Raw genomic sequence first — 593 nt, 5'->3', positions numbered from 1 at the left:
CCACCTGCTTCAGCGTGTGCACCACCTCGACCAGATCCTGCTGCGCCGCCATGACGGCGTCGATGTCCTTGTAGGCCATCGGGATCTCGTCGATCACGTCGGCATCCTTGCGGCACTCGACCCCGGCCGTCGCCCGGGCATGGTCCTCGACGGTGAACTGCTTCTTCGCCTTGGTGCGGCTCATCACGCGGCCGGCGCCGTGGCTGCAGCTCTCGAAGCTCTCCGGATTGCCCAGGCCGCGCACGATGTAGCTGCGCGCGCCCATGCTGCCCGGGATGATCCCCATCTGCCCGCGCCGCGCGCTCACCGCGCCCTTGCGGGTCACGAACACGTCCTGCCCGAAATGCCGCTCCTGCTGCACGTAGTTGTGGTGGCAGTTCACCGCCTCCACGTGCGCCTCGAACGGCTTCGGGATTGCCTTGCGCACCGTGGCGATCAGCCGGTCCATCATCACTTCGCGGTTCTTCATGGCGAACTTCTGCGCCCAGGAAACGCCCCGCACATAGTCCCCGAAGTACCGTGCCCCTTCCTCGAAATAGGCCAGGTCCTTGTCGGGCAGGTTGCGCTGGTGGAGTTCCGCGTCCTTCTTCGCC

General features: G+C 66.3%; 1 protein-coding gene. It reads right to left on the bottom strand.

Going from position 1 to position 593, the window contains the following annotated elements; genetic code table 11:
* On the bottom strand, nt 1–593 hold a 593-nt coding region (locus AC066S_RS39080), incomplete at both ends, for an RtcB family protein (protein WP_478271944.1).

The sequence above is a fragment of the Bradyrhizobium sp. CFUWI genome, from assembly GCF_056429085.1.
Note: the sequence above shows the minus strand (reverse complement) of the source record. Positions and strands in the feature narration are given on the sequence as shown.